The organism is Longimonas sp., assembly GCF_046498435.1.
In the GTDB taxonomy this organism is placed as follows: Bacteria; Bacteroidota; Rhodothermia; order Rhodothermales; family Salinibacteraceae; genus Longimonas.
In genome coordinates this window covers 1-26,129 of sequence record NZ_JAWOAR010000238.1, presented here as the reverse complement: position 1 = coordinate 26,129, position 26,129 = coordinate 1, and the positions used below count along the sequence as shown (strand labels likewise).

Genomic DNA, 26,129 nt, shown 5'->3' with positions numbered 1-26,129 from the left:
TTGTACTACGCAATCGTTGAGCGTACTTATGGATGAACATATCGTAGTAGGGGTCGATATTGGAACGACCAAAGTGTGTGCTGTCGTCGCGGCAGAGGATGAGCTGGGGCGCGTCAACATTTTGGGGATGGGCATGGCCGCCTCGGATGGCCTCAACCGCGGGGTGGTTGTTAACATCGACCGCACGGTCAATGCGGTGCGCAAGGCCATTCAGGAAGCCGAGCGTGCTGCCGGCGTCGAAGTGCACAACGTCATCGTAGGCATCGCTGGCGACCATGTGCAGAGCTTTCAGAGCCGCGGTGTCGTTACCATCCGATCGGGAGAGATCACGTCGCAAGACGTGCAGCGCTTGCTCGAAGACACCATGCAGGTGTCTATGCCTGCCGACCGCGAGATTCTGCACGTCATTCCCCAAGAGTTTATCGTAGATGGCCAAGATGGGGTGGCCGATCCCGTAGGCATGAGCGGGGTGCGTATGGAAGCCAACGTGCATATTATTACCGGATTGATCTCGGCAGCAAAGAACATATATCGCTGTATCGAGAAAGCCGGCTTTCAGGTGGCTGACATTGTGCTGGAGCCGCTGGCTTCCTCGTTTGCGGTCTTGCACGAAGACGAAAAAGAGGTGGGGGTGGCGCTCATCGACATTGGAGGAGGCACCACCGACATTGCCGTGTTTGAGGATCACACTATTCGCCATACGGCTGTAATTGCTGTTGCTGGCAATAAGGTGACTGATGACATTGGCAAAGGCGTAAGCGTGATGAAAGATCAGGCTGAGCAGCTCAAGCGGCAGTTTGGTACCGCCCTTGTTGACTTTGCCGATCCGAATGAGCAGATTGAGATTCCGGGTATTGGGGGGCGTCCCGAAAAAACCATCGGACGCGACACGCTGGCCCAGGTTATTCAACCACGGATGGAAGAGATTCTGGAGATTGCAGCCATTGAGATCAAGCAGCGAAGCGGATACGGTCACCACCTTGGCGTAGGCTGTGTGCTCACCGGCGGCGGATCGCTTATTCCGGGCACCGCCGAACTGGCTGCCGAGGTGCTGGGTATGGAAGCGCGCATCGGGCGCCCCATGGGACTGGGCGACGGTCTGGTGGAGGAGGTGAGCGACCCCAAGTTCGCAACCGGCGTTGGACTGGTGCTCTACGGTATGCAGCCCGAAATTATTGGCGGTACGACATTGAGCGAAGACGTGCGTGCCCAGAGCAATGGGCACAACGAAGGGCAAACACTCATGGACCGGCTGGCTGCCCGCATGAAAGCATGGTTTGATGAGCTGTAGTCAAGAGCTATTCCCTTCATAGGGGACAGAACTCCACTAACATCCAGTCATCGATATCTAACGATCTTGCAAGAGCCGCCTTCCTTTGTTACATTTTGGCACGTGTATGTGCTACGTTCGTATTGTCTAACGAAGTGCCCTTCTCAATATTGCAGTAGATAAACGGTAGATAATCCACGTTGGCTCCTACAGGCTATCGGAGTCGCAGACCATTAAGTTGCAAGCCATCGGAGTCATTTGCAACCCTCCGGCCAACAGGGCAACACACGCTGGAAGATGAGCAGGTGAGCGTTCATTACATGCTACTGATCTGCGACCAAAAAGGTAGAATAGGTTCTCAATAGATAGTGCAATAGTATGATCTGTGAGCGTGTAGTTTGATAGAGCGCAGTATTACGGGACGCACCTGGTAAGGCATGCCCGCTGCTGTCGTTCATTGCTCTAGTCTGGGCCTTGCTGTTATGGATGCTCGTTGCTCATAGCATGAGAGAACATCCATCTATTAAAAAATGACGCATGGTTTTTGAGGACCTTTGACAAAGCGCACCCTGATTTCTAAATTACAAAAGCGTTGAACATATTTTCCACACCGTCATACGCTAACGTAACGTGCAAACATATCACGAAACCGCTCATTTCGTGAATGCCACGGGCGTCTGTATTTGTATCCAACCTGGAGGGACCCATGGATAACGACTTTAGCTCTCGATTCTCGTTTGACGACGCTGCGAATGAAGAAGCCCAAATCTGTGTCGTCGGGGTTGGCGGCGGAGGGGGGAATGCCATCAACAACATGGTGGATAAGGGCATTCGTGGGGGCGTCGAGTTCATTGCCGTTAACACGGATGCCCAGGCGCTTGCGGAAAACAAGGCCTCGCAGAAAGTGCAGGCCGGGCGCACCCTCACTAAAGGATTGGGAGCGGGAGCACGCCCCACAGTCGGGGCCGAAGCTGTCGAGGAAAACAGCCATGAAATTGAGCAGGCCCTTGAAGGCTACGACATGGTCTTCATTACCGCAGGCATGGGGGGCGGCACCGGTACCGGGGGAGCACCCGTTGTGGCATCCATTGCGCGCAACATGGACATCCTTACGGTGGCCGTTGTCACGAAGCCCTTTGCCTGTGAAGGAGGGCGCCGCATGCGCACTGCCGAAGAAGGCATCGAACTGCTCCGCGAGAACGTTGACACGCTGATCGTTATTCCCAATGAGCGGTTGCTCGACATTGTTGATGACAACACCAGCTTGGTCGAAGCCTTCGCCGAGGCCGACGAAGTGCTCTACAACGCTACACGCGGCATCAGCGACCTGATCACCGTGCATGGCGTTATCAACCTGGACTTCGCCGACGTGAAGACAACCATGAAGGACGGGGGCACGGCGCTGATGGGGTCATCAACTGCATCGGGAAGCGATCGAGCCGAGAAAGCAGCAGTGCAAGCAATCAGCAGTCCGTTGCTTGATGGGCTGACCATTGCGGGAGCTACGAATGTGCTCGTCAACATTACGTCGGGTCCATCGCTGGGGCTGCGCGAAGCGACCAAAGCAACGGGGGTGATTCAAAGCGAGGCTGGCGAAGATGTGGAAGTGATCTTCGGCACGGTTATCGACGAAGACATGGGCGAAGAGATGCGTGTCACAGTCATTGCGACAGGGTTCGAGCGGGGGTCCGACGAAACGACCCACGGTTCGGCATCCGCTCCACGTCAGCAATCACAGCAATCACAGCAATCACAGCAATCACAGCCGGACCAGCGGGGGCAGAACCAGGGTGGTGTGCGACGGACTGTTCCGCTTGATGGCGGGTCGTCGTATCAGTACAAAGGTGAAAACAACCTGCGTATCCTGGACAAGCCCGCCTACGAACGCCGAAGCGCTCCGCCGAGCGATGAAGAGACCCCCAACGACGCTAACAACGACAGTCCCTCTTCTGCAAATCAATCCCATTCCTCTGATGCATCAGACAGTGCGCAGCAGGATACGCCGCGTATCCGCCGGCTGCGGGCCGACGATGTAGACGACCGCGAAGGACGCAACAAGCGGTCGCGCAATAACGACTCGGATACACCTGCGTTTTTGCGTAAAATGATGGATTAGCAACACGTTGGTCGGTTCAAATCTTTTCTGGGGCCCTCCAGCCCCATCCACGACCCCTGCGCTTCATGCAGTGTCAGGGTATTAGAGGTTTTAGCCAAACATGCTTCACAGAACGAGCCCGAGCGAACCGTCACTTCTAAAGGCGTAAGCAGTAGGCCGATCCTCTGCGATCCGTTGATGCAGCGCAACGATACGAAGGGGCGGGGCAGCGGCAAAGTTCGAATGAGGCCTGTTTAGAACCTCTCGGTCAGCGATTGAGCACCGTTGGCATGTCGTGGTTTTGCGTGAACGAAGGAGTTCCCTTCGTTCTCGCACCTATGAGCAACGCCACGCCTCCACAAAAGCCGGAGGCGTGGCGTTCTTTTTGTAGTGGTAATCTAAAAGTGATGAAGGAACTGTGCTGGTAGCTGGAGACTGAGAGCGCTACTCGGCGCAGACGTCTACAGCAGCAGCGGGGCCGAGCGGGGTAACTTGTGCCGAACGCTTTCGGTACTGTTCGGCTCGGTCAATATTTTTGTGAGGAGGGCTATCATACCCAATCCGGTTGGCCCGTTGTAAGAGGTTGCCCCGTTGTAGGATCGTTCCTCTGCACGACACTGGATGTACCTCGTCAGTCAGCCTTCGGCCTCAATGTGGGTGTAGACAGACGAATAGGTGAGAGGATGGACGGTGTACTCCTCCAACCGTCCACTTGTCCATCCCTCCATACACCGACGACGCATGCGGAGTTGGTTCCTCCGACGGGTCGGGGCGACAGAGGGCGAGACGCTGCTCACCAATGACAGGCTTTATCATGACAGGCTTTATCATGACAGGCTTTATCATGACAGGCTTCGTCTGTATCAAAACACAAGATACATCAGGGCACCGAAGAAAGTGCCAAGCCCAATGAGCACCAGGCCAATGGCGCGCACACGCAGTGCTACAAGAAGCGCCTTTTCGGAGAGCGTACGGTTGGCCAGTTCCATTGCGCTGTACACAAAGGCAGAACCAATAAACACCATAATCGCTGCGAAGCCAAGCATGGTGTCTATCGTGAACAGCTGTATGGTGATTGCCAACATGGTGACCCCAATCAAGACCGCGAATGCCATACCGGGGCCGATATATCGCGAAATGCTCATGCCTCTTTGGTGATGGTTACCGTGTGCATAGCGTCGCCTTGCTCAATTGCATCAACCACGTCTTGGCCCTCTTTGACTTCACCGAACACTGTGTGCTTGCCATCGAGGTGCGGTTGGGGAGCCCGTGTGATGAAAAACTGGCTGCCGTTGGTGTTGGGGCCCGCATTGGCCATAGAGATAACGCCGAGGTCGTGGGTAAGCGGATTGTCTTCAACCTCATCTTCAAACGTGTATCCAGGTCCACCACGTCCTGTCCCTGTAGGATCGCCGCCCTGAATCATAAAGCCGTCAATGACGCGGTGAAATGAGAGACCGTCATAAAAAGACTGCTCGGCCAGGAACACAAAGTTATTGACCGTCTTCGGGGCATGCTCGGGGTAAAGCGTGAGCACAATGTCTCCTTTCGGAGTTTCAATGTGGGCCCGATAGGAAGCCTCGGGATCAATAGAGAGGTCGGGGGTCGTGTCCCATGTTGAATGATCAGCCATAAGCTACGTTGGATAGATGACACGGAAGTACGAGTGCGTATAGCACCCTTCCATTCCCAGCGGTGTTTCGTTGTGCACAGACCGCCTCTTTTCGTACATCTACATTTCGCATGCCGCCGCCGTCTTTGAACCGGTGTCCTTGTCTTCCGACGTCTTCCGAGAGAATAATCGGCGTTGATTTTCCATCTGCGCTGGCGTTATGCAGGAGCGCTGCGTACCCAAAAAAAGCCAGGCGAGCATGCTCACCCGTACATGCTTGCCTGGCAACGGAGGCCTCCGCGGTACATGACCACGGGGTCATGAACGATGGAATGTCGTATCCACGTTCGCTACTACTTAGAGACAAGCAGTGTGCCAGGCGGGATTTGTTGGTGTAGGGGATGAGTCGTGCTGTTGTAGGGCTCCCAAACCGTAGGGTACACACGACATTGGACGGACAGGTGTACAGAATACAAGACGGTACTGCACAAGCCAAAGGGTGCTCTACAAAGCGTTACGAGACCGTATACTGCAAGACCGAACGTTACGAGACGGATGCCACTGCCGGCGTTTCTGTCAGACGGCGCAGCCAGCCCATCATGATTTCGTTAAAGGCGTGCGGGTGTTCAATCATAGGCGCATGGCCACATTTGTCGATGAAGTGCAGTTCAGCATTGGGCATCTCATCCCGGAACTCCTCTCCGACGTCTGGAGGTGTAATCACGTCGTTGTTTCCCCAGACAAGCAAGGTGGGCATTTCGAGTTGACTGAGCTGGTCGGTCACGATTTCCTTATCGGCCGAGCGTGCAATTTTAATGAGCCGCAGGGCGCGTGGACGATCGCTTACTACATCGAGCATTTCGTCGACGAGTTCTTCGGTAGCATGGGCAGGATCGTAGAAGGTCAACTCGGTTCGTTCGCGGATAAAGTCGCGATCGTAGCGGCGCATGGTAGACGTGCCCAAATGTGCCTCATAAATGCCGGATGACCCGGACAAGACCATAGCGGCCACGCGTTCAGGGCGGTCGAGGGCATAGAGCAGCGCGATGTGGCCTCCAAGCGAGTTGCCCACCAGGATAGTTTGCTCTAAGTTCAGGCGCTGCACAAAGTCATCCAGAAAATCGGCAAGCCCGGGCACGCTGGTTTTCCGCAAGGGCAGGTCATACACAGGCATAACCGGTGCAATGACGCGATAATCGGCCTCGGCAAGGCAATGAATGGTATCGGTCCAGTTGCTCAATTCGCCCAGCATGCCATGAAGCAGCACAATCGGTGGATGCCCCGCATCGCGCGGTCCCTCATCGAGGTAAGCGAAATCGTCAGTATGTTGAACGACAAAAGGGGTATCGTGCATGAGGGTGGGCAACACATTGGTAAGAGAGACGCTTCATCGGTACCGGTAGAACTACCAGCAGGACCCTATGAGGAAGCCAGAAACTGCAACACAAGACCTGTGCTGTACGTCTGGCGAACGCTTCGCGGCCGTTCGGGCGGCAGCAGGGGCGCGCGGCGCAGTATGCCCGCGGAGTGTGCGAGTCTGAAGCTGGACTCGAATCCTGCGCTCCACGCTACGTAAAGGCATGGGGGCGCGTGCGCATCAAAATGCGACGATATAGTCACTTCGAGCTACACGAATCGTTCCCTGCTCAATGTGTCATCGCCTTGCAGGGTTCACCGCCCACTCTGTGCACGGCATTCTCAACCAAGTGCTCATGTGCATTCGGCTCCGTCGGCTTGCAAGAAACACGCAGAGTCGGTACCATAATGGTGGAAGTACAGACGGTTTCTGTTATATGACTCTGCATGCCAAGGCTACAAACGCTGACCTGCAGAAGAGTGGGCAAGAAAAAACCGCATGAAACGCGCTTGCTGCACTCCGGCCCATTGCTACCGAGTGATGACGATACGCTGGGGATGGCGCGATTTCTGCAAGATGTTATCTTGTAGGCGCTGGCGTTTGCAGCGCACACCACTTCGCAGTACCTTAGTGGGTACTCCCAAGTGGGTACTGGTGCGTTCATACGCCTGTTACATTAGGCCGTCTTCGCCGCCTTAACTTATGTTCATCCTGACTGTATCCGAGGATGCCATGTCTGAACACAACACGAATCGTATCGCCGTCTGGAGTGCGCTCATTAGCGGCGCCATTGGGTTTGGATTGGGCATGTTGTTCGCCCCACAGCGGGGCCCCAATGCCCGTCGTCGCCTGGCGTACCAGATTGAGCAGTTTGCTTCACAAACCGGCTCATATGTGCGAGACCTTGCCGGCCCGGGGGGCACCAGCAGCGACGCGCGCCGCACCCGCGACGCGCTCGTGGCCGATGCCCAAGCCCGTGCTAACAACATCCGAAACGACATCGACTCACTCTTGGATGAGCTGAAAAAACAACAGGAGGATCAGCCCCCGTCGTAACCGCTCCTGTACTTGACCATGCACGATTGCCTGTGCGTGGGGAACGCACTGGCATGTTACCCACCCTCTGTTAGGAGCCCGCTGTGCTGCGTCGCCCCGTGCACGCCTATCCTCATTCATTCTGTGTTGCCCTCCCTACATGCCCAACCTTACCGTTCTGCTGGCCCCCTCAGATCAGAAACAACCTGGAGGCAATCCGTTTGCGCCCGACATGTTCGACTATCGAACATCGGGCACGTTTAACTATTTTGATGCGCTTAATCCCGAGCGGCGTGCCCTCATCGACACGCTCCAAACTGTCATCGAGCAGCACGACGAGGACACCCTGGCCGAACTCTTTGGTTTAGATGGGCCCGCGCTCGACGAAGCCATTCGCGTTAATACCGAAATCTACGACGCGCCGCTAATGTCGGCGCTCGATCGGTACAGCCCTGGAATTATGTACGCGGCTATGGACTTTGCAAACCTCCCCACAGGAGCCCAGCGCCGCTTGCTCGAAAACGGAATCATTATCTCGGGGCTGTTCGGATTGCTGCGGCCCGACGACCTGATTCCTAACTACCAGCTTGGCATTACAGACGAGGTACCTGGGGTGGGAACCCCGGTCGATTACTGGCGGGACACAATTAGTCCCATCCTAAACGAGTATATTGAGGATCGCTTCGTGTGGGACTTGCTTCCGGAGGCGCACCGTACAGCGTGGGACGACGCGCATACTTACGAGACCCGTGCTGTCGTGCACTTCGAGGAAGACATGGGCGATGGCTATGAACCGGTACCGAGCGAGGAGCTCGACATCCAGCGCGGCCAGTTCGTGAACTATGTCATGCAAGAAACGGCTGAAGACTTCGAGGCGCTTGAAGAATGGGAAGACCATCCTGATGGCTTCTCGTTTGCCGAAGATGCGCTGACGCACGACGAGGCCACGAACACCTGGCATGTGTATATGCGTTGCTAATGCCGACCCCTTGACCGCAGCCCGCGTTCTCTTCACTCGCTGGTCCATTGCAGCATGCAGCGTCCTGTCTGTATCGGAATTGCTGGAGGCTCTGGATCGGGCAAAACAACCGTTCTGAAGCGGATCGTACACGCCATCGGGGCCGATCGCATCGCTATTCTTGATCATGACGCCTACTACCGCGATCTGAGTCACTTGCCGCCTGAAGAACGCGGCTCGTTCAACTTCGACCACCCCAATGCGCTCGAAACGGACCTGATGCGCAAGCATCTGAATGCTCTCCTGCAGAATGAGGCAGTCGAAAAACCAGTATACGACTTCACGTCGCACTGCCGCCTCGAAGAAACGCGCACTGTCGAGTCGCGCCCAGTCATCATCGTTGAGGGAATCCTGGTGCTGGCTGAACAGGTGCTCGAATCCCAAATGGACATCAAGATCTACGTGGACACGGCAGACGATGTGCGGCTGATACGGCGTATCCGGCGCGATCTGGAGGAGCGCGGCCGCACCATCGAAGAGGTGCTCACGCAGTACGAGCAGACTGTGCGTCCTATGCATCTTGAGTTTGTGGAGCCCTCGAAGCGAAAAGCGGACGTTATCATTCCGCGCGGTGGCAAGAACCATGTGGCGATTCACATGGTGCTGGCCCGCATCCGCGACCTCCTGCGCAACGCCGCGCCCACACCATCTCCGTCCGATACCGAATAACTGCTTCCCTCTTGGGCGGCTACCGCAGGCTGGTCGTTGTGTGGCCTGACCGGTGATGCACACTTCATACACAAGCCCCCGTTTTTGTTGGAGGAGTGCGGCCGAGGCGTTTGTGCATTGTCTTTTGAGTTACCCATAACGCTGCAGCGGCACTTCAACCGTCGCCATGATGCATGGACCGATGCCTCGGAAGGTCGACGTGGGGGAAATCAAAGCGGTGTAAATACGAGAGTCACAGTGGCGGCACGTTGTTGGTGAGGGGGTAATCTACTCCAGTTCTTTAGACGGAGCACTCCAAAATCACACGTTCGTAGCAGAAAAAAGCAGTATCGTCTTGTACACTTGTTCCTGGGCAAGCTTCGACAGCACATAATCCACTATCGGCGCACCGAAATGTCCGAGACTGCCCGGGTATCCATCTGCTTCCTGTGCAACCAATTGTTTGTAAGGGCGGGTCTTGGCAAAACCTGTTCTTGTATTCTGGTCTATCCTGCCGTTTGTCACTCACACCTCCTTTCTTCATGACACGAATTATACGCCCTCCACTAATGTCTTTTATCCGTTCCGTTTACCACAGGCTCTGCGTCCACATTGCACCTATAGGGCTGTTGGTTGGCCTACTCGTGCTTGCTGGATGCGGGGGGGACGAGTCGGGTCCTGCTCCTTCTGATCTGGAAGGCACGTATACCTTCGACCGCTTTGAGTTTACGGTCGCTGGTGTCGATAACTTCAATGTATTGAGCGACACTCTGGTAACCTCTGATCGTTCGCCGCGCCTGGAGTTCTTTGGCGGCAATGCGACGGTCAATCTGGTGTACCGGATGGAAGGAAGCGATGGAAGTTCGCAGATTAGTGGACAGTTCAGCACCCGGCGTAACGAGGTGCGCGTAGACTTCAGTCAGGTAGCCGAGGAAAACCGGCGCGAATTGCTTCTGCCTGAACTCATCCGGTTCAACATTGTCGACGGGGGACTGCGCTTAAATGCTGACCAGCCGCGCAGCGAGGTGGATTTAAATGCATATGCTCCTGATCGCTATGCAGGGCTTACCCAGCCTGTTAACGGGACGCTTGTGCTCCGGCTTGACCGTATTGCTGAAACACCAGCGGCTGTGTGGTACGACGACTAAAACAGTATCGGGGCACAAAATAATTGCCATATGCCCTGTGCCCGTCTTGTCTCCTCGACCGCTTTGTTGTTGGCGGATGCTTTACACTCTATTCTATGCATGATATGATACAGTTTTTTCGCTTACCACAGTGCTTTTCAAGGTTGCGCCTGCTTCTTGTGGGATCTATGCTGCTTATTGCCACCGCAGCGCTCAGCCCTCTCACGCAGGCCCAAGAGCGCAGCGTAGGCTACACGTTCTCGCCCACAGTAGAGTGGTTTCAGGGGGAAAACGAATCGGGCCTCCGCTCCGATGTCCTCTATGGTGGTGAGTTGGGTATCAACCTGGGGCAGTATCTCGAAATTGCAGGCCAGGCTTTCTATGGGCCCAGTTTCGAAACCGACTTTAGCCAACTCGACCAACTTGCGCCCATCGACCGCGAGGTAGATTTGCTCCGCTATGGTGCGCGCTTGCGGGCCAACCTGCGTACCCAGGGCCTCATCCCATACCTGAGCTTTGGTACAGGAGTCTTGCAGTTTGATGCCGAGGGGGTAGACCAAAACCGAACGATCTATACCTCGCTCGGTGGCGGCATCACCTACTCCTACAACCGATATCGCCTCTCTGTTGGGGGCTCTGTGCTTGGCTATCGCTATAATCCTGCGGCTACGTTTTTGAGCGAAGACAGCGGTGTGGCATCGGAGGAAGAGCGCGTGCTTAACCCGTCGCTTCGTGCCGGAGTTACGCTCTTTCTGGGCGGCCGTCCCCTAAATGAGGGTACGGGTCTCGATGCGTCCGTACGCGAGCAGTTTGGCGACGGACTCCGCGGCGTGCGGCTCTCGGTGGATCCGTTCCTTGGGCGTATTGAGTGGGATGATGCGCTCGGCATGCCCAAAGACCAGACCCTGCGTGGCGTGAATGCAGGCGTACGGTTGGGCTCGGTGCTCAGCGTACACGGTTTCTATGCACGCGGCACTGAAGGAAATGCCTTGTTCGACGAGGTCACCGGTTCCTTCCAGAGCATCCAGATGTACGGCGGGGAAGCCCGTTTGCGCCTCATCCCCCAACCGGCCAATCGAAATGCACGCATCTCTCCGTACGCCATCTTGGGTGGGGGCTACCTCGACATTATGTCTGATTACAGCAATGATATCCCGGATGCAGCTCCGCTTCCCAGTGATCGGTTCTTTGCTACGGCAGGGGCCGGACTCGATATTCCTGTCGGAAATAACTTCAGTTTGACAGGCTCGCTGCGCTCGGTATTTACAGAAGCGCAACGTACAGAAACCACTGCAAATACTGACCTTCAAGCCAATCTGATGTACGCCATCGGTGTGTCGTTTGGCATTGGCGGCAACGATCGCCGTGAACGCCGTGAAACAGTGCAGGCAGAGCAACCCGAGCAGCCCGAGCAGCCCGAGCAGCGTGCGCCCACCGAAGCAGAGCGCCTACAGGCTCGTGTCGATTCGCTGGAGCAGCGCGTGGAGGAGCGGCAGTTGCAAGAACGCCTTGAGCGGCTGGAGCAGATGGAACAGCAGATGACCGGTGTCCGCGATACCGTGCAGCAAGCTGCCGAAGCCCAGCCGGCACGCTCGAACCTGTCGGGCGAGTCGATGACGATTCCTGTTCCCGAAGTCGGGGCCGTGTACATCCGATTTGGAGAGGGCGAACCGGAAGTGCGCCGTCTGGGATCAGATGAAGAGGCAGTCTCCTCCGATGTAAGTGCCGAGTCCATTAGCCAGGCCGTGCGCGACGCCCTCAGCGAACGTACCGACGATGGCGAGCGCACCCTCACCGACGAAGATGTCGAGCGCACTGTGCAACGTGCGCTGCGCGACTTGCGCGACCAAGACACCCGCGATAACGCAGCTCGGGATAACGAAGCACGCGCTCAGCGTGCCGATGAAGATGAACGCGTGGCTGACTTGCGTGCCCGCATCGACGAGATGAGCCGACAGATACGCCGCCAAGAAGAAGAACTGGAGCGCGCCCGCAGTCAGGAAGGTCGCGGCGAGCAAGAAGAGTCTACGCAGCAATCAACTGACCGGCCGCCGCGCACCTCGGGGGGATTCTATCGTTCGTTCTTCGGACGGCCGCTCACGAGCGTGATGCCAGTAACAGGATTCCGCGCCGGAACGGGTCCTACACAGTATCAAATTGGCATTCGGGCAGACTACCGCAACACGCCGTCGTCGCGGTTCCGCTTCATGCCCGAGGTTGCGCTGGCTTCCAGCCCAAGCACCACCTCGCTGGCGATTACGGCAAACGCAGCCTACTCATTTGGTAGTACGCTTGTGCAAGAGCAAACGGGGCAACCGTTGGAGCCCTATGCAGGCGTTGGGTTAGGAGTGGCCAGTGCACGGGCGTTGCGCCTGGGCATCGTAACCAATGTCTTCGTGGGTACCGAATATCCACTCGGACGCGGCGCGCTGTTTGGGGAGTATAGCACATTTAATTCGTTCGACGTGAGCCGCTTCCTATTCGGCTACCGGATTCAGTTGTAAGCGCCTCGCCCCTGCATCCCTTATACGCACAGTGGCCCCGTGCCCCAGACCGAGCGAGCTTCCCCGCAACGCTCAGTCCAAGGCACGGGGCCACCGTGCTAATGACGAGTTTGCTGATACCGGTTTACTGACGTTGATCGCCGCCTAATCGCTTTGTAGGTAAAGATGGCGACGACGGTCGCGTCAGGGTCAGGTAGCCAAGAGCGAGTCAACTGCTTTAAGCGATGCATCGCCGGCAGTGCCCGAGTGGCAATCGAAGAGCGTGGGGCAGTTGAAGTCCCATGTGAGCACGTACGCGTCGTGCGGATCCAGATCGCTGATATGATTTAGGGGAGTGGTTGCAAATCGTTCTACCGCAGCAGCAGGGCGCCCGTCTTGCTGGGTGCGCAACGCCCACTCGGCATGATCAATCATGAGCGCTACCGACAGGGCATTCCCCACGGTATGTGCAAAGCGTCCAGCGCCCGCCTCCAGGGTTTCGCCGCCTGCTGCACGGGCGTCTTTGATCCAGTCATTTGCATCGCGAAAGGCCAATACGGCAGCCTTCATGGACGGGACGAGCGTTTCGACTGAGAGCCCACGAAGCGTATCTTTGAAGTCGGTACGCAGACTGCCAAATTGCTGCTTGTGCTCAATGACATGCAGCAGATGCAGCGCCATATCATGTGGGGTGCCATTGGTTGTGGTCTGAGCCCGCAATCGGTCGAGTGTGGCTGTTAGGCCTGTTTGTGAGCGCAGTGCTGGTTGTCCCCATATGTGCAGCGCACGGGCGCTCACATGGCCCGCTTGATGCAAGGCATGATGCTTGGCCAGCGGAGCCAGGAGCGGTACGAGCGCTTCGGCGGCATCCTGGTGTTCAGCCTCCATACGCCCCAGCGCTTGCACGCAACGGGCAGTCAGGTTAAAGGCGGATTCATAGCGGGCCTGCATATCAGCTAGCGTTTCCTGTATCAGCGTGTTATAGGCCAACTCTTTGTCCTGTACTCGCCATGTTTCAGCGGCGCCTCGTGCCAGGGCCAATGCCCGCCGCATACAACTTACCGTAATGACTGCGTCCCATATGTACTGCAGAAAGGGCGCAGGGCCACGGCGACCCACGGTATCGGTCAGATGTTCAACAGCAACGCCGTCAAGCTGTAGCGTAGCTGTGGGAGCCTCGGGATGCGCTACCGAAGTCGCAGGGGTGTCGATACGTAGGCCAGAGGCTTTCGCGGGCTCTTTGAGCAGGAAGAGATGGCGGGTGCCGTCGGCATCGGGAGCTACAATGAGAGCGGCATCGGGATAGGTTGCGCTGTGAGTGAGCACACGTCCGTGTAGATGCCAGGTGCCATCCTCGTTGGCGGCCTGAAGGGCGGTGTCCGGAGAGGAGAGGAGATGGCTGGTGCCCCAAATATCGCAAAGCCACGCGGTATCCGGGTCTTTGCTGGTAAAGCGCGGCACCAGGTGCTTCACGTGCTCGGCAGTGCCTGTACGCAGTAGCGTGTATACGGCTACATCGGTTCGGGCGATGAGGGGAGCAAGCCCAGGTGCTTCGGGCGCCATCAGATGCATGAGGGCCATCTGCACGAGTCGGCTGTGAGACCCATAAGGTTGTCCTTGAGCCATCTGCACCATCCCATGGTCTGTCATGGCACGTCGTGCTTGTGTCCACGATGTAGGGACGGTTGCCTGCTGGATGGGGTGCCCCCAGGCATCTTCGGTGCGAACCCGACCGGGATGCTCAGGCTCATTGGCCTGCTGGCGCACTTTATACCGTTGTTGTTGCCGGCCGCCTTCTTCATGGAGACGGTCGTGGGCTGAGTCGAACACAGTGCTTGGCAACTGGTGGGCCAGCGCGTTGCGCAGCATTCGGTCAGCGGCAAATTGATTATCGAGGATGGGTGTTGTGATCGTTGAACCTTTCATAGCAGACTCAGGGCAGATTCGGGGAAACGCGATACCGTGCTGACCCGCCTAACGCGTTATGTCTGTACACGTATGCCTGGCACGTTACGGTGCCTGGCAGGGTGCGTGTTTGGCGGGTGCAGCGCTACACGACACGTTCAGGATCAGGCTCGATGACGGGCCCGCTGTATCCGAACAGGCGCTGTACCCATCGCGTGATGCGCGCCGACTGCTTCTGCGCATACCACTGATCGGCTACGCGCCGCACCGCCAATCCATACGATGGGTAGGGGTGTATCGTGTCGGATAGGGACCGGAGTGTTACGCCATTGCGCATGGCCACAGCAAACTCGCTGATCAGCTCTCCGGCCCGTGCGCCCAAAACACTTGCGCCCAGAATTTTTCCGTTCCAGGCTGTTGCATACACCTTGATTTCGCCGAGGGTATCGCCGTCGGTGATGGCACGATCGACTTTTGAGTAGGGGAAGCGATATGTTGTGAACGAGACGCCTTCCGATTCGAGATCGGCTTTGGTGGCGCCGAGGTGGGCCAGCTCAGGGTCGGTGTACGTTACCCACGGAACATGCTCAGTGTCGAAGCTTGCTGGCACCTTAAGTAATGCCTTGGTCAGTGCCGTCTTGGCCATGTGTTCGCTCATGTGCGTAAACTGGTAGCGGCCCGTGACATCCCCCACAGCCAGAATATGGGACTGGTTGGTGCGCCCGGAATCGTCAACCGGAATTCCCTTATTAGAATACGCAACCCCCGCTGCATCCAGGTTCAAGTCTTCCACGTTTGGCACGCGTCCGGCTGCTATGAGGACGTCATCAGACACGATCGTTTGGGGACCGTCGTCGTGTGCGGCTTGGATGCGTATCCGTCCGTCATCGGTTGGGGCAAGCTGCTCGACGCGGGCTTCGAGCACAAAGCGCACGCCTTCGTCTTCCAGGCGCCCATGCAGCATGGCTGTGAGTTCGGGATGGTCATTGCGCAAGATCCGATCGCCCATTTCGAGGACCGTGACTTGCGAGCCCAGTCGAGCAAACGCCTGCGCCATTTCGATGCCGATGGGACCTGCTCCGATAATTGCCAGGTGGTCAGGCTGTTCATCGATTTCGAAGAGCGAATGGTTGGTGAGGTACTCCACGTCGTTCAGCCCATCAATAGGAGGGGTCATGGCACGGGCTCCGGTGGCCACCACAATACGGTCGCCACGCACATGGCGTGTGCCCGTGTCGGTGTCAATCGCCACCGTATGATCGTCTACAAAGTGAGCTGTACCGTGCGCTACCTCGATGCCCATATCTTCGAAGATTTCAGGGGCATCGGCATCTTCGTACACCTCTTGCCGCAACGTGCGCACTCGTTCCATGACCTGTTGGAAGTTGACGGTAGCCTCGGGTACATCCACCCCGTATTCGGATGCGTGCTGTACCTTGTGGGCTACGTCTGCGCTTTTCAGCAGCGCCTTGCTGGGCACGCAGCCGTGCCAGGTGCAGTCGCCCCCTAAGCGATCGCGCTCAATCATGAGGGTGCGAGCCCCGATGTTCGTAGCCACGCCCGCTGCGGTGAGTCCGCCCGCGCCGCCTCCAATAACGATCACGTCGAAGTTCTCTTCTGATGATACGGCGACGCTTGGCTCCGAAACGGTTGTTTGGTCGCGCACGGTGCGCACGGTGGCAAACGCTCCATACGCCACAAGGGCCGCTACGGCACCATAGACCCACAACGGTAAGTTTTCGCCGGCCCAGAACAGGTAAAGGTATGCCGAGAGCGCAAAGAACGAAGCCGATAGCGTGGGGGCAACCGTTGAGGATTCACGGCGGATGTTGCGCACCAGCCAGGCTACCGACATCGAAAAGAACGGAATAGCTCCTACGTAAATGCTTCCAAAGATGATGGGATCAACGCCATAGGAGGCGCCGAGTCCCATAAACCAGTCAACCAGTACGGCCCATAGATTCATCATAGTGCACTCGCTGTACGTGCAAAAAAGTGTGTTGGCCCCGGCACGCTGCTACGTCCATGGACCACCCGTAGGTGCGGTGGGCCTTTGCACTGTTACAACCTTTTGGACGGTAGACTGAATGAGCAGGGGCCCGTCTCTGCATTGCAGCGTGTCTGGTACCCAATCCGATGCCTTGTAAAAGGAGGGATACCGTAACAGCGGACGTCTCCAGCGGCTCGGTACCGCGCAGAAGCGAGTGATAGAGATGGTGGTGGCGGGGAGGCTGGCCGCCGCCCGTCAAATCGAAGACGAGGCGCGCTGAACAGGAGAGGAGAGCGGTTGAGATGAGGAAACCGGCACGGCTTCCGGACCGCGTTTTGAGGTGGAAGATGGCGAAGCAGACTCGTGAGAGGCAGCGGTGTACATATCGGGGGTACGGATGGCATGACGGACGGTGCGCAGCGTGGTGAGGCTGCAACACACAATGCATCCTGCTGCTACCAGATATATCCAGATTGGCAGGTTCTCGCCTACGGCAAACGGGTAGGCGTACGCAGCAATCGTGAAGAAACTGGTGGAACACACCGGCAGCGTAATTGACGTTCCGGCGCGAGCATTTCGTACCAGCCAGGCAACCGAGACCCAGAAGAAAGGCACTGTCGTCACGTAAATGCTTCCGAAGATTACGGGGTCAACTCCGTACTGCCGACCCAGCCCCATGAACCAGTCGGACACCAACATCCAAAAGTCTACCATACAGGGAGGTGATTTCTTGCGCGCCTGGCACACGCCGCAAACGAGTTGCGAGTCGTGTGGTGAGGAAACGGTGGCAAGAATACACCTGGTTGGGAAAAGAACACGTGTGTGCACCAAACATTGAGGGTGCTATAGGGTGTTCCGCAGCCTCGTGTCACTTTTGGGATGGGTCGGGCTATACGGCTACAGAAGCCACATATTCAAGTTATATTTGCTCGGTATTCACTGATTTTGGGGGCGTTGCGTCCCGGAAACAGGAGATGGTAGCCCTACTTTGCATAACGTAGGTTTGATCTATGCAAGTAGATAGCACGTAATGTGTAGCCACCACTCTTCTAACAGAACGTCTTCGTAGCATGATGGTGCATCTTGAGCGCATTAATGACGCTATTCAATTTGAAGGAACCAACACCTCGGGCAATCGCCTAACGATTGCGTCCAACGCCGACCAGGATGGGGTGAGCCCCATGGAAATGACAGCAATGGCTGTTGGAGGATGCAGCAGCATTGACATCCTCATGATTCTGGAAAAACAGAAGCAGCAGGTTGATGCGTTTTCGGTACAGGTCGATGGCGAACGTGCCGACGATCATCCGCGCGTCTTTACGAAGCTGCACGTGCACTACACGATTACCGGCGACGTTGCGCCCCAAAAGGTCCGACGTGCTATTAATTTGAGCCTGGACACGTACTGCTCTGTATCGAACATGATTGATACGGCAACGATCACCTACACATTTACCTTGAACGAGAAGACCTACGAAGGCGCGGTCGATGCGTCGTAGACTGCCGGCGCCGTGTTGGTGTAGGGTTGTGGGTAAGCGCTGCTATTGATTGATTCTGCCGACTGACGCCGTTGACTGATCCCGTTCTATATCCGGTTTTGCTTGTCGGGGGGGGCGCAGCGCTTAGCCTCTGGTTTGCCTGGCGCGCGCGCTTGCCGACGCTCATTCTGGCGATCCCCGTAGGATTGCTGGTTGGCCCGGTGCTCGGGTGGATTCCTACCACGGCGCTGCTCGATGAGCCGGGCATACGAGCCTTTCTGCTGGCCGCAGCCGGCATCTGGCTGTTTGCGCTGGGCCGCCGTGCACGTCTTACAACCCTTCCGCGCGATGTGCTTGCCCAGCGCATGTTGTACGTGGTGCCGCTGCTGCACGCTGTGCTGGTTGCAGGCGCTGCGTTCTGGCTCATGCAATGGCCGCCCGCGCTGGCGCTGCTCACCGGCGGTCTTCTGGGAGCTCTGAGTGCCTATGCGCTGGGTCCCCTCCTGCGGTATGCCCCCCTTTCGCGTTCGTTAACCGCTCCCCTTCAGTACGAGAATCGTGTCGGGGCGCCGCTTTTGCTTGGGTTGGTTGTGCTTGGGGTGTCGGTGGTGCAAGTGGTTGAACATCCCATTGAGCCGCCTGCGACGACAACGGTCGAGCACATTGCACTCGGGGTTGGTCTCGACGTATTTACAGCCTTGGGCATCGCCGGGGTGGGTGTTGCGCTGCTCCTGGGGGGGCTGCGGTGGAGCCGACGTCCGGCGCCGGCCCTGCCTGTTACCGCTGCCCTTATCGTGTGGGCCGGACTGTTCGTCGCCGATGCGCTTCACCATGGGCCCGGGCTGATCGTTCCGCTTCTGATGGGGGTGCTGCTTGCGTATCAGCCCTGGGTGCAACCCACCGGCGCGCTGCGCCTGCCTACAACGTTGCACCATAGCACCACCGCCCTGCTCGGGGTTGTCATTGGGGCCAGTCTGTCGACCTCGGTGTGGGACGCGTTCACGCCCGATATGCTGCTTTGGGCGGGGGCCGTCGTTGCGTTACGCCCGCTTACACTGCTGCTTGCGTGGTGGGGTACCCGCCGGGCCTGGCGCGACCTGTTGGTGCTGGGGCTCTGGCATCCGAGAGGGTTGCTTCCTCTGGTTCTTGCTGCCGCGATTGGGCCGTTCGTTGCGCATTGGTATCCGACCCTCGATGCCTCCTGGCTCGCGGCGCTTGCATTTGTCACGGTAAGTACCGGCGCGCTTACGGCACTGGGGAGCCGCCCCATGGCGCGCATCCTGGGCGAGCAGCCCGCCAGTCCCGGAACGGTGCTCTTTGTAGGAGCCGGTGCCCCGGCGCGTGCGATGGCCGCGTTTTTGGAGGCGCGAGGCATTCCCGTCCACCTCATTGATAATCGCCCCGATGCCGTTGCCGCTGCGCACGATGAGGGCCTTGCTGCGACGTGCGCAGCCCTTGACGCCCCCGAAGCTTACGACCCACTGCCGCTGGCCGATATCGAGTCGGTTGTGCTGGCCCTGCCCGACCATCCACGTCTTCGCAATGCTGCAGCACATGCGCTGGGGGCATTTCCCCATGCCTCCATAAGCGGTCTTCTGCCCCGCGATACAACATCGCTTCCAGCCTCAATCCCGCCGCTTGGGGCTCCGCCCATCTCGCATCATGCCATACATGCCGCCCTCCGCAACGGCGCACAGATTCACGCTTTTCGGCCCGGCGACCTGCTTTCGGGCGATGACCGCCGGGCTTCGTACGATGCCGAAGAGCTGCGAACCACCTTTACCGACGCCACGGCCACTCCACTCTTTCTCATCCGAGAGAATGGGGCGCTGCATATGATTCATGAGGCGTTGCCCGCTACCATACGGGCCGCCGACCGTGTGGTCTTGCTCGTTCCCTCCCCCGATGGCTAAGCAAATGGAGCACTAACCACCCATCCATTGGAGGCGTACACGTCGTTTTTACATCGTGCTCTTGCAATCGCACCAGCCGCGTTCTACCTTACGTCGGTTGATGCACGCGTGCCCCCTTTGCGTTGCTACGACGTGCGCCTGCATCCCACATCATTGATCGGATTGTGATCACGCGTTCTGTGTCTCCACATGGCTTCCGAACCCACCCTGCCAGATGCATCGACCTGCATTGTGCTGCTGCTTGGCAATCCGGTTGAGCACTCGCTGTCGCCGTGCATCCACAACACCGCGTTTGCCGCGCACGACATCAACGCGGTGTATGCGGCCTCGCAGGTTGCGGCGTCGGACCTGGCTGATGCCGTTCGGGGAATGCGTGCGTTGCGCATTCTTGGCGCGAACGTCACCATTCCGCACAAAGAGCGCATTGTGCCGCTGCTCGATAGCGTGAGTCCACGGGCTGAAGCACTCGGAGCGGTGAACACTGTGGTGGCACGATCGGAAAACGACGCTCGTATTCTGCACGGCGACAACACGGACATCGAAGGATTCTTGGATCCGCTGCGTGAGAAGTCAGGCCTGCACGCCCAGCCCATGACCATTCTGGGGGCGGGCGGGGCTGCCCGTGCAGCGGCCTATGCATTGGGCATCACCTACGCCCCTACGCCGCTTACGGTGGCGGCGCGGCGTCCCGAACAGGCTCAGGCCCTTGTGGATGCGCTGGCTCCCCACGTCGATAACACGACTACCTTTGCCGCTTGCGCCCTCGACGATGCCTCCTCTGCCGTGCGCAGTAGCCGCCTTGTCGTCAATGCGACGCCCGTGGGCATGGCCCCCAACGCCGAGGCCACGCCCTGGCCCAACGCGGACTGCTTTGCGCCCGGTCAACTCATCTACGACCTGGTGTACACGCCGCGTCCCACCCGGCTGCTGCGCGAGGCCAAGGCCCGGGGCGCCGACACGCAAGACGGCCTGGCAATGCTTATCGGGCAGGCCGCAGCGGCGTATCGGTTATGGACGGATCGCTCCATGCCGGTTGACGTTGTACGGAACGAAGTAATGGCGCACCTGGCGGCTGCGTCGTAGTGTGTGGCTGTTGCGTGTGTGGCTGTTGCCCTCCTTCCTCATTTGTACGCATCCATCCATGTCGTATCGAGCCCCAGTGCTGCATCCCGATTTGAATCAGCACGCGGGGCTGGTGGCCGGGTTTTCAACGCGTCATGGCGGTGTGAGCACGCCGCCCTACGCCTCGCTGAACGTGGGCACGCAGGTGGACGATGCCCCCGACCGCGTTGCTGAAAACCGACGGCGCATGTGCGAGGCCCTTGGTATCTCTCCCGACCGTCTGGCTACTGCCGGACAGGTGCATGGCAATACTGTTGCTGTTGTGGATACGCCGGGCCACACGCCCAACTGCGATGCGCTCGTCACCACAACGCCCGATCTTTACCTGGCGGTTGTGACAGCCGATTGCGCTGCGGTGCTGCTGGCTGATGCCGCTGCCGGGGTAGTGGCGGCGTGCCACTCAGGGTGGCGCGGCACCGTGGCCGAGGTGGTGCCCCGCGCGCTTCAGGTGATGCAGCAGCACGGCGCCGAGCCCGCCCACATCCACGCGTACATCAGTCCATGCATTGGCGTGGAGGCGTTCGAGGTGGGTCCCGAAGTGGCTGCGCAATTCGACGACGTCGTGGTAGATACGCGGCTTGGCGACCGCCCCCATGTCGATCTGAAGCAGGCTCTGTATCGTCAGTTGCAGCAGCAGGGCGTGCCCGCTGACCAGGTTGAAATTGCGCCGCAGTGCACAGCCACCTCGCGCGATTTCTACTCCTACCGGGCCAATGGCTCCCCCACCGGACGCATGATGGGCGTTGTTGGCCTCCGCGACGTGCCTTCCGCATCCCCCTAATTGCTACCGCCTCCGCCATGGCGATTCTCACATCGACCTACCGTCCCCCTGCTGGGCTCTCCGGCGGGCATCTGCAAACTGTGGTGCCGAGCCTGCTGCGCTCGGTCGAGGCTCCGTACACCCGCTCTGAGCACATCGACACGCCCGATGGCGACTTCCTGGAAGCGGCGTGGGCCCCAGCGGTAGAGACGCCCGGCCGGGGCGCCGCAATCCTGACGCACGGCCTGGAGGGCGACATCCATCGTGCCTACATGCGTGGCATGGCTCGTGCGCTGCGCCACGACGGCTGGGACGTGCTGGCGTGGAATCTGCGTGGCTGTGGTTCCAAGCCGAACCGTACCGTGCCCACCTATCACAGCGGGAAGACGGAGGATCTGGCCGCGGTGGTTGCGCACGTGCAGTCAAAAGGATACGACACCATTGCACTGGTGGGCTTTAGCCTGGGGGGCAACCTCACGCTCAAGTATCTGGGCGAGCGCGGTGTAACGGTGCCCGCAGCCATTCGGGGGGCCGTAGCGTTTTCAACGCCGGTTGATCTGGGCCCCTCCGCGCATCGCATCGACAAGTGGACGAATGCGCACTATACGTTCTACTTTCTGCGCAAGCTGAGGCAGACCATTCGCCGCAAGGCGGTGCAACACCCAAGCGCGATTTCAACCGCCCCGCTTGGAAAGATCCGCTCGCTGGTGGCGTTCGACGATACGTACACCGCACCGCTCAACGGATTCGGAGACGCGGCTACGTACTACCGCGAGGCCAGCAGCAAGCCGCTCCTGCGGCAGATCGAGCGGCCTGCGCTGCTTGTTAATGCAGCCAACGACCCCTTTCTGCCTGCATCGAGCTATCCGTTTGTGGAAGCGCAAGATCATCCACACTTTCACCTGGAAGTGCCCGACAGCGGGGGGCACGTCGGCTTTCTGGCCTTCTCCAACTCGGGCCTATACTGGTCCGAAATGCGAGCGGCGGCGTTCTTGCGCGGGCTGGCGTAGTCGGTCTGGCGTGTTGAATCCACCCTGACGTACCCGGCGCTAAATCAGCGAGTGCGACTGCCCGCCATCCACGTTGATGCAGGCTCCGGTGATGAGACTGGCCCGCTCCGACACCAGAAAGGCGACGGCATCGGCCACCTCTTCGGCCCGCCCAAAGCGCCCAATGGGCAGATTTTCCTCGACAAATTGCTTCATGGCGTCCGGGTCGTCCTTCACGCGGCGATCCCAGCTACCGCCCGGAAAGCGAATCGACCCCGGCGCCACCGTGTTCACGCGGATGCCCTCGGGTGTGAGCTCCTGCGCCATCACCTTGCCCATGCTGATGAGCGCCGACTTGGTGGTGTTGTAGAGCGACAGTCCCGCCCCGCCCAACTCGCGCCCGAAGATTGAACTGATGTAGCAGATCGACCCGCCGCCCGCGTCGCGCATATGCGGAATGGCTGCCCGGCTGGTGCGGATGTGCGACTTCAGGTTCAGATCAATGATGTCGTCCCAGTCCGCATCCGACACCTCCATGAACGTACCGCGCTGGTTACCGCCCACGTTGCCCACATAAATGTCTACACCGCCCAGCGCCTCGGCGGCATGCTTCACGAACGCCCCGGGCGCTTTCGGCTCCGTCAGGTCGCACGACTCCGCATACACCGGCCCGCCATGCGCCTCGCGGATGCGATCAGCCGTCTCCGCCAGATCCTCTTCCGAGCGTGCACAGATACCCACGGCACACCCCTCGCGCGCCAGCGCCTCGGCAATGTACGCGCCAATGCCCCGGCTGGCCCCAGTGACAAGCGCCACGCGGTCCGTCAGTCGCAAATCCATATGTCTCCTCTGTTTATTGGGATACCAAGCGATCTGCTCTGTTCAACGAGCGGGCACGCATAGAAGATGCATCTTGCTGCCGTCCGGTTCGTAACAGGCGGATGCACAACGCATCCTGCTATCCACCATACATGCTCAGCTATGGCTGCTGATTCTGCGACCGATGACCGCCCTTTCGAAGACGATTTGGCCCGCCTCGAAGCCATCGTCGACCAACTCGAAACCGACCCGCCCCCCCTCGACGATGCCCTCGATGCCTACGAAGAAGGCGTCACGCTGGCCCAGCGCTGCCTCGACCGCCTCGACGCCGCCGAGCAGCGCATGCAGGAACTGGAGATTGAACAATCGGACATAGAGCGAACCGATCGTTCGTAGACACATTGAAGTGAGCCCGTTTCAACGAACCCATTTCGAAAGGCGGGGAGACGGGTGCGGGCGGTTACCAATCGGAGGTGGCCTGCGAGAAAATGTCATCGGCCAGGTCGGTCAGAGCCCGTTGGGCTGCCTCTTCGCTGCCCTGAACATCGTCATCGTCGGGGCTGTAGTCGCTGCTTCCCGTAAAAGAGCGGCTCATGAACTCCTCATCATTGACCTGGTCGAGGTACTCTACCTGCACTTCGATAGTCACGCGGTTGGCTGTGGCGCGCTCGTCGGCGCCCACCGTTGTGGGCTCGTTCGAGTAGCGTTGCACAACCACATTGAGGCGGGCATCGGCATTGGCATCGTCGGTTGTGAGCGAGAGGCGCGTCTGGTCAACGAAGCGATCCACGAGCAGGTCGGTGAGGTCGTTGCCGAGAGCAGGAAAGGGATTGGTGCTCCGGTCATCCACCAGCGGGATCGAGATGGTTTCGATCTCGGACGGAATGGTTGCGCCGCTGAAGCTATACGCGCCGCATCCGCTCATGGAAAGGCACAGAAGCAGCACCAACAGGCGAAGCCAGACGGACTTAGGACGTGAAGGCACAGGGGGGTTCGGGGAAGCCATCGTCATTCGTCGAGGTCGTCCATGTCTTTGAGTTTGCGATACAGCGTGCGTTCGCTGATGTCGAGGGCCTCGGCTGTTTTGCGTCGATTCCCATCGAAGCGACGCAGGGCCTCGCGGATGAGTTCGCGCTCGGCCTCTTTCACCGTAGGAAGCGGTGCGTTGCTGCGGCGGTCTGCAAGAGCGGCCAGCGTATTTGAGGATGAAGGCGACGCGTCGTCCGGTGGCGATGGGCGGGACGGGGATTCGGAGGAGGAGGCATCGGCATGGCCCTCAACCTCGTAGACAACGTCCTCAATGAGCGAGTCGTAGTCCTCATCGTAGGGCTCATCATACTCCTCCTGATAGTCCTCTGACGAGGGCGACGCGTCGGAGGGGGACGAAGGCGACTCTTTGTTGCGCATTACGACGAAGTCGCTGTAGTCCTGCGGAAAGTCGGTGCGCTCGGCAATGCGGCGGGGCACGACCACGCCAATGTTGGAGGCAAGCGCGCGCAGCTGATCCTTCATTTCGCGCATCTCCATACGCATCTCCAGGATGGCACGGTAGAGCAGTTCGCGCTCATGCACGTCAGACTCGGCAGAGGGGCCCGTGTCAGAGATGCGCATCAGCTCGGTTGAGGCCGAGCGGTCGTTGGCTGCGTCTGCGTCGATGTCGTGCAGAAGCGGGCGCACATCGTTGGCTGTAATGGTATCGCCGCGCAGCAGCACCACGCACTGCTCGGCCACGTTGCGCAGCTCGCGCACATTGCCGGGCCAGTTGTAGCTACGGAGCGCCTCGGCAGCCTCATCAGTGAGCGACTTCGGGCGCGACTCGTACTCTTGCGTGAAGCGGTGCAGATAGGTCTCAAAAATCGGCATTATGTCGTCCGGACGTTTGCGCAGCGGGGGAATGTCGATGCGCACCGTGCTCAAGCGGTAGTACAGATCCTTGCGGAAGCGGCCGTTTTGCACTTCGGTGGCCAGGTTTTTGTTGGTTGCAGCAACCACCCGCACATCCGCATAGAGCGGCTCCGAAGAGCCCACGCGGCTAAACTGGCCCGACTCAAGGACGCGGAGCAGGCGGACCTGGGCTTCTTTTGGCATTTCGCCAATTTCGTCGAGGAAGATGGTGCCGCCGTCTGCTTCTTCAAAGTAGCCACTGCGCTGCTGCACAGCGCCCGTGTACGCGCCCTTTTCAGCGCCGAAGAGCTCACTTTCAATCAGTCCTTCCGGAATAGCCCCACAGTTAACGATGATCATGTCTTCGTGGCGCCGGTTGCTCATCCCATGAATGACCTGTGCGATGAGCTCCTTGCCCACACCGCTTTCCCCTTCCAGCAGCACCGTAATCGTGGTAGGAGCTACCTGGCGAGCGCGGTCGATAACGTGCTTGATGACATCGGAGGAGCCAACAATGCCAAAGCGCTCCTGAATTGAGGCACGGTCCATAGTGGAAAAAGACACACGTGATAGAAAAGCAGGCGGTCGGATACAATGTCACACCCACGCTACCGGGAGAGGATC

Annotated in this window: 22 protein-coding genes; 13 read left to right on the top strand and 9 right to left on the bottom strand. The window is 58.6% G+C overall.

Annotated elements, in window-relative coordinates; translation table 11 throughout:
- Window positions 1–28: 28 nt before the first annotated feature.
- Window positions 29–1,291, top strand: a complete 1,263-nt coding sequence (gene ftsA / locus R6U20_RS09125; RefSeq protein ID WP_410337545.1) for a cell division protein FtsA — start codon at window positions 29–31, stop codon at window positions 1,289–1,291.
- A gap of 685 nt (window positions 1,292–1,976) precedes the next feature.
- Entirely contained in the window at window positions 1,977–3,386 is a 1,410-nt protein-coding gene (gene ftsZ / locus R6U20_RS09120) for a cell division protein FtsZ (RefSeq protein WP_410337554.1), read from the top strand.
- Window positions 3,387–4,228: 842 nt separating this feature from the next.
- Here ftsZ and R6U20_RS09115 read toward each other — a convergent pair.
- The 3 genes from R6U20_RS09115 to R6U20_RS09105 form a co-directional block, all read right to left on the bottom strand.
- Complete coding sequence (locus R6U20_RS09115; protein WP_410337544.1) at window positions 4,229–4,510, bottom strand: hypothetical protein; 282 nt, start codon at window positions 4,508–4,510, stop codon at window positions 4,229–4,231.
- Window positions 4,507–4,998: a peptidylprolyl isomerase gene (locus R6U20_RS09110; protein WP_410337543.1), complete on the bottom strand. Its 492-nt coding sequence runs from the start codon at window positions 4,996–4,998 to the stop codon at window positions 4,507–4,509. The genes R6U20_RS09115 and R6U20_RS09110 overlap by 4 nt, the downstream gene beginning before the upstream one ends.
- A 523-nt stretch (window positions 4,999–5,521) precedes the next feature.
- The gene (locus R6U20_RS09105; RefSeq protein WP_410337542.1) at window positions 5,522–6,331 is read right to left on the bottom strand and encodes an alpha/beta fold hydrolase; all 810 of its coding nucleotides are present in this window, start codon (window positions 6,329–6,331) and stop codon (window positions 5,522–5,524) included.
- A 735-nt stretch (window positions 6,332–7,066) separates the two neighbouring features.
- Between R6U20_RS09105 and R6U20_RS09100 the strand changes: the two genes are divergently transcribed.
- The 5 genes from R6U20_RS09100 (at window position 7,067) to R6U20_RS09080 (ending at window position 12,666) form a co-directional block, all read left to right on the top strand.
- Window positions 7,067–7,390 (top strand): YtxH domain-containing protein, encoded by a 324-nt coding sequence (locus tag R6U20_RS09100; RefSeq protein WP_410337541.1) that lies wholly within the window; start codon window positions 7,067–7,069, stop codon window positions 7,388–7,390.
- A gap of 139 nt (window positions 7,391–7,529) precedes the next feature.
- Complete coding sequence (locus R6U20_RS09095; RefSeq protein ID WP_410337540.1) at window positions 7,530–8,348, top strand: YaaA family protein; 819 nt, start codon at window positions 7,530–7,532, stop codon at window positions 8,346–8,348.
- Window positions 8,349–8,402: 54 nt separating this feature from the next.
- Window positions 8,403–9,056 carry a uridine kinase gene (gene udk, locus R6U20_RS09090; RefSeq protein WP_410337539.1) on the top strand — a complete coding sequence of 218 codons (654 nt, stop codon included), beginning with the start codon at window positions 8,403–8,405 and terminating at the stop codon, window positions 9,054–9,056.
- Between the two features lie 608 nt (window positions 9,057–9,664).
- Window positions 9,665–10,183, top strand: coding sequence for a hypothetical protein (locus tag R6U20_RS09085; RefSeq protein ID WP_410337538.1), 519 nt, complete (start codon window positions 9,665–9,667; stop codon window positions 10,181–10,183).
- A gap of 167 nt (window positions 10,184–10,350) precedes the next feature.
- Complete coding sequence (locus R6U20_RS09080) at window positions 10,351–12,666, top strand: hypothetical protein (protein ID WP_410337537.1); 2,316 nt, start codon at window positions 10,351–10,353, stop codon at window positions 12,664–12,666.
- Window positions 12,667–12,855: 189 nt separating this feature from the next.
- Here R6U20_RS09080 and R6U20_RS09075 read toward each other — a convergent pair whose 3' ends face one another.
- From R6U20_RS09075 to R6U20_RS09065, 3 genes are all read right to left on the bottom strand, one after another.
- Window positions 12,856–14,571 (bottom strand): acyl-CoA dehydrogenase family protein, encoded by a 1,716-nt coding sequence (locus R6U20_RS09075; protein ID WP_410337536.1) that lies wholly within the window; start codon window positions 14,569–14,571, stop codon window positions 12,856–12,858.
- Between the two features lie 124 nt (window positions 14,572–14,695).
- Window positions 14,696–16,519: a dihydrolipoyl dehydrogenase family protein gene (locus R6U20_RS09070; protein ID WP_410337535.1), complete on the bottom strand. Its 1,824-nt coding sequence runs from the start codon at window positions 16,517–16,519 to the stop codon at window positions 14,696–14,698.
- Between the two features lie 276 nt (window positions 16,520–16,795).
- On the bottom strand, window positions 16,796–17,254 hold the full coding sequence (locus tag R6U20_RS09065; RefSeq protein ID WP_410337534.1) for a hypothetical protein: 459 nt from the start codon (window positions 17,252–17,254) through the stop codon (window positions 16,796–16,798).
- 356 nt (window positions 17,255–17,610) lie between these two features.
- Between R6U20_RS09065 and R6U20_RS09060 the strand changes: the two genes are divergently transcribed.
- From R6U20_RS09060 to R6U20_RS09040, 5 genes are all read left to right on the top strand, one after another.
- On the top strand, window positions 17,611–18,039 hold the full coding sequence (locus tag R6U20_RS09060) for an OsmC family protein (protein WP_410337533.1): 429 nt from the start codon (window positions 17,611–17,613) through the stop codon (window positions 18,037–18,039).
- A gap of 71 nt (window positions 18,040–18,110) precedes the next feature.
- A complete protein-coding gene (locus R6U20_RS09055; protein ID WP_410337532.1) occupies window positions 18,111–19,931 on the top strand; it encodes a hypothetical protein in 1,821 nt (606 codons plus the stop codon).
- 189 nt (window positions 19,932–20,120) lie between these two features.
- Window positions 20,121–21,014, top strand: coding sequence for a shikimate dehydrogenase (locus R6U20_RS09050; protein WP_410337531.1), 894 nt, complete (start codon window positions 20,121–20,123; stop codon window positions 21,012–21,014).
- 58 nt (window positions 21,015–21,072) lie between these two features.
- Window positions 21,073–21,834: a peptidoglycan editing factor PgeF gene (pgeF, locus tag R6U20_RS09045; protein ID WP_410337530.1), complete on the top strand. Its 762-nt coding sequence runs from the start codon at window positions 21,073–21,075 to the stop codon at window positions 21,832–21,834.
- 17 nt (window positions 21,835–21,851) lie between these two features.
- On the top strand, window positions 21,852–22,823 hold the full coding sequence (locus tag R6U20_RS09040; protein ID WP_410337529.1) for a YheT family hydrolase: 972 nt from the start codon (window positions 21,852–21,854) through the stop codon (window positions 22,821–22,823).
- A 39-nt stretch (window positions 22,824–22,862) separates the two neighbouring features.
- On the opposite strand, the gene R6U20_RS09035 is transcribed toward R6U20_RS09040, so the two are convergent.
- Window positions 22,863–23,642, bottom strand: a complete 780-nt coding sequence (locus R6U20_RS09035; protein ID WP_410337528.1) for an SDR family NAD(P)-dependent oxidoreductase — start codon at window positions 23,640–23,642, stop codon at window positions 22,863–22,865.
- 141 nt (window positions 23,643–23,783) lie between these two features.
- On the opposite strand from R6U20_RS09035, the gene xseB reads away from it, so the two are divergent.
- On the top strand, window positions 23,784–24,017 hold the full coding sequence (gene xseB, locus R6U20_RS09030) for an exodeoxyribonuclease VII small subunit (RefSeq protein ID WP_410337527.1): 234 nt from the start codon (window positions 23,784–23,786) through the stop codon (window positions 24,015–24,017).
- Between the two features lie 64 nt (window positions 24,018–24,081).
- Here the strand turns inward: xseB and lptE are convergent, their stop codons facing one another.
- Complete coding sequence (gene lptE, locus R6U20_RS09025; protein ID WP_410337526.1) at window positions 24,082–24,606, bottom strand: LPS assembly lipoprotein LptE; 525 nt, start codon at window positions 24,604–24,606, stop codon at window positions 24,082–24,084.
- A gap of 23 nt (window positions 24,607–24,629) precedes the next feature.
- Window positions 24,630–26,069 (bottom strand): sigma-54 interaction domain-containing protein, encoded by a 1,440-nt coding sequence (locus tag R6U20_RS09020; RefSeq protein WP_410337525.1) that lies wholly within the window; start codon window positions 26,067–26,069, stop codon window positions 24,630–24,632.
- Window positions 26,070–26,129: the final 60 nt, after the last annotated feature.

What these genes read in the sequence shown, in the direction of transcription:
- R6U20_RS09075 (WP_410337536.1), bottom strand. Translation starts at nt 14,571, where the DNA reads ATGAAAGGTTCAACGATCACAACACCCATCCTCGATAATCAATTTGCC.
- R6U20_RS09040 (WP_410337529.1), top strand. Translation starts at nt 21,852, where the DNA reads ATGGCGATTCTCACATCGACCTACCGTCCCCCTGCTGGGCTCTCCGGC.
- R6U20_RS09110 (WP_410337543.1), bottom strand. Translation starts at nt 4,998, where the DNA reads ATGGCTGATCATTCAACATGGGACACGACCCCCGACCTCTCTATTGAT.
- pgeF (WP_410337530.1), top strand. Translation starts at nt 21,073, where the DNA reads ATGTCGTATCGAGCCCCAGTGCTGCATCCCGATTTGAATCAGCACGCG.
- ftsZ (WP_410337554.1), top strand. Translation starts at nt 1,977, where the DNA reads ATGGATAACGACTTTAGCTCTCGATTCTCGTTTGACGACGCTGCGAAT.
- R6U20_RS09070 (WP_410337535.1), bottom strand. Translation starts at nt 16,519, where the DNA reads ATGATGAATCTATGGGCCGTACTGGTTGACTGGTTTATGGGACTCGGC.
- xseB (WP_410337527.1), top strand. Translation starts at nt 23,784, where the DNA reads ATGGCTGCTGATTCTGCGACCGATGACCGCCCTTTCGAAGACGATTTG.
- R6U20_RS09115 (WP_410337544.1), bottom strand. Translation starts at nt 4,510, where the DNA reads ATGAGCATTTCGCGATATATCGGCCCCGGTATGGCATTCGCGGTCTTG.
- R6U20_RS09100 (WP_410337541.1), top strand. Translation starts at nt 7,067, where the DNA reads ATGTCTGAACACAACACGAATCGTATCGCCGTCTGGAGTGCGCTCATT.
- R6U20_RS09065 (WP_410337534.1), bottom strand. Translation starts at nt 17,254, where the DNA reads ATGGTAGACTTTTGGATGTTGGTGTCCGACTGGTTCATGGGGCTGGGT.
- R6U20_RS09060 (WP_410337533.1), top strand. Translation starts at nt 17,611, where the DNA reads ATGATGGTGCATCTTGAGCGCATTAATGACGCTATTCAATTTGAAGGA.
- R6U20_RS09050 (WP_410337531.1), top strand. Translation starts at nt 20,121, where the DNA reads ATGGCTTCCGAACCCACCCTGCCAGATGCATCGACCTGCATTGTGCTG.
- udk (WP_410337539.1), top strand. Translation starts at nt 8,403, where the DNA reads ATGCAGCGTCCTGTCTGTATCGGAATTGCTGGAGGCTCTGGATCGGGC.
- R6U20_RS09035 (WP_410337528.1), bottom strand. Translation starts at nt 23,642, where the DNA reads ATGGATTTGCGACTGACGGACCGCGTGGCGCTTGTCACTGGGGCCAGC.
- R6U20_RS09105 (WP_410337542.1), bottom strand. Translation starts at nt 6,331, where the DNA reads ATGCACGATACCCCTTTTGTCGTTCAACATACTGACGATTTCGCTTAC.
- R6U20_RS09095 (WP_410337540.1), top strand. Translation starts at nt 7,530, where the DNA reads ATGCCCAACCTTACCGTTCTGCTGGCCCCCTCAGATCAGAAACAACCT.
- ftsA (WP_410337545.1), top strand. Translation starts at nt 29, where the DNA reads ATGGATGAACATATCGTAGTAGGGGTCGATATTGGAACGACCAAAGTG.
- R6U20_RS09080 (WP_410337537.1), top strand. Translation starts at nt 10,351, where the DNA reads ATGCTGCTTATTGCCACCGCAGCGCTCAGCCCTCTCACGCAGGCCCAA.